General features: G+C 65.4%; 3 protein-coding genes. All 3 read right to left on the bottom strand.

The features are described from left to right. Nucleotides 1–29 precede the first annotated feature (29 nt). Nucleotides 30–881: a hydroxymethylglutaryl-CoA lyase gene (locus tag WBB85_RS07215; protein WP_432637948.1), complete on the bottom strand. Its 852-nt coding sequence runs from the start codon at nt 879–881 to the stop codon at nt 30–32. Continuing rightward, nucleotides 874–1,530 carry a glutathione S-transferase family protein gene (locus tag WBB85_RS07210; RefSeq protein ID WP_432637947.1) on the bottom strand — a complete coding sequence of 219 codons (657 nt, stop codon included), beginning with the start codon at nt 1,528–1,530 and terminating at the stop codon, nt 874–876. The genes WBB85_RS07215 and WBB85_RS07210 overlap by 8 nt, the downstream gene beginning before the upstream one ends. Next, the coding region (locus WBB85_RS07205; protein ID WP_432637946.1) for a biotin/lipoyl-containing protein at nt 1,527–2,193 on the bottom strand (667 nt) is incomplete at its 5' end. The genes WBB85_RS07210 and WBB85_RS07205, both read right to left, overlap by 4 nt.

Here is a 2,193-nt window from a genome sequence, read left to right as displayed (position 1 = left end):
GCTGCCAAGGCCGAGGACGACGACACATCTCATTTCCGCATCGCCAGCGCCATCGCCGACGCTTCCCCAAGAATGGCGTCGTCCAATCCCGTGTCATATCCGCGAGACGCCAAATGCGCAGAGACCGACTCGGTCGCGACATTTCCCGCCGCTCCGGGCGCATAGGGGCAGCCTCCAAGACCGCCGACCGCTGCGTCAAATACCCGCAAACCGCGCGCCAGCGAGGCGTCGATATTGGCCAGCGCCCGGCCACCCGTATCGTGGTAGTGGCCCGCGAGGCATTCAGGGGCAAGTTCCCCCAGCACGGCGGTCAGCATTGCATCCACTGTCTCGGGCCGTCCCTGCCCGATCGTATCGCCAAGGCTGACCTCATAGCAGCCCATATCGCGCAACGCAGCCGCGACCTTCGCCACCGAAGCGGGTGCAACCGGCCCCTCATAGGGGCAGTCCGTGACAACCGAGACATAGCCCCGGATCGGAATGCCGTCCTTTTTCGCCGCCTCTGCCACGGGCCGGAACCGCTCCAGACTTTCGGCGATCGTGCAGTTGAGATTGGCCCTGGAAAACCCTTCCGAGGCCGAGGCGAAAATCGCCACCTCATCGGCGCGGGCGGCCTTTGCCGCCTCATAGCCTTTCATGTTCGGCGTCAGTGCGGTGTATCGCACCCCTGGCTGACGCGTGATCCCGGCCAGCACCTCGGCGCTGTCGGCCATCTGCGGCACCCATTTCGGGCTGACGAAGCTGGCCACCTCGATCCGACGAAACCCAGCGCGGCTGAGCAGATTCACCAGCGCGATTTTCTCTGCCGTCGGGATGATCCGCTTTTGATTCTGCAGCCCGTCACGCGGGCCCATTTCAACGATCTCGACAAAGTCAGCCATCCCAGGCCTCATAGAAATCCCGCTTGTAGAGCAAATCCGCCTTCTTTGGCGGCAGCGCCTTTCTGAAAGCGGGCCGCGCCGTCACCCGGTCATACCATCCGGTCAGCGCCGGAAAGGCATCCGCCCGCGCGAAATGCCGCGCCATGTAAAGCGCCTGGGCCACGCCGATATCGGCAGCGGAAAAGCCGCCGTCCAGCACATGATCCCGTCCGATCAGCCGCCGTTCCAGCGCGCCGTAACATTTCTCGATCCGCTTTGCCTCCAGCCGCATCACGACGGGGCTGCGCATCGTATCGTCGTAAAGTGCCACATGCTGCTGGGTCAGTGCTGCGGTATGCTGGCTGATCGTTTCGGCAAAATGCACCCAGATCAGCCAGTCGGCGCGCTCTGCATGACCCGGCGCCCGGCCAAGTCCCTTTTCGGGAAACCGCTCGCAGAGATATTCGGTGATCGCGCCGCTTTCCCAGATCACCCGCCCGTCGATTTCCAGCGCGGGGACCCGGCCTGCGGGGTTTACGGAAAGATAGTCGAGCGAGCGCAGGGACTTGTCGAAGGGGTGCACGATCACATCGAATTTCACGCCCAACTCGTGCAAGAGCCAGAACGACCGCATGGAGCGGGTCTGGTGGCAATGATGCAGGCGGATCATGCCTCTTCCTCCTCCAACCGGACAAGCGCCGCCCCGGCCTCGACCTGCGCGCCGGGGGCGACCAGCACCTCGGCCACCGTGCCATCGCGGGCCGCGGTCAGCGTGTGTTCCATCTTCATCGCTTCCAGAACAGCGAGCCGGTCGCCTGCGACGACCGCCTGCCCGGCGGCGACATGGACGGACTTCACCTGCCCCGGCATCGGCGACAGCGTCAGTCCGCCGCCAGCCGCAGCGCTGTGCCGGTCGAGCGCATCGGTCAGATCAAAATGATAGGCCCCCGGCCCAAAGACCGAAACCGTGCCCGGCGTCAGCACGATCCGCGCGCCCGCAGGACGGCCATTCACCCACCAAGCCCCCCCGGTCAGGCGGCATTCGGCGACCTCATCGTCTATGGTCACGCGGGCATGGCCCTGGCCCAGCGCCTCGATGATTGCGGTGATGCCATCGAGCGCAACGCTGCGTTTCAGCGGTGCCCAGAGCGTGAAGCCGCACATCGGTGAACCGCCCTCCGCCAACCCGGCAGCACCCAAAGCGGCGAGCGCCCGGACTGCCAGATCGGGCGAAGCGGCCTCGGTCAGGGGGCCAAGATCGCGGGCAATGAGGCCGGTATCGACTTCGCCTGCCCGGAAACCGTCGTGCCGGGCAAGGGCCGCGAGGAAAGAG

Source organism: Albidovulum sp., assembly GCF_049646345.1.
In the GTDB taxonomy this organism is placed as follows: Bacteria; Pseudomonadota; Alphaproteobacteria; order Rhodobacterales; family Rhodobacteraceae; genus Albidovulum.
The sequence above is the reverse complement of the archived record's forward strand: the minus strand, read 5'-3'. Positions and strand labels throughout refer to the sequence as shown.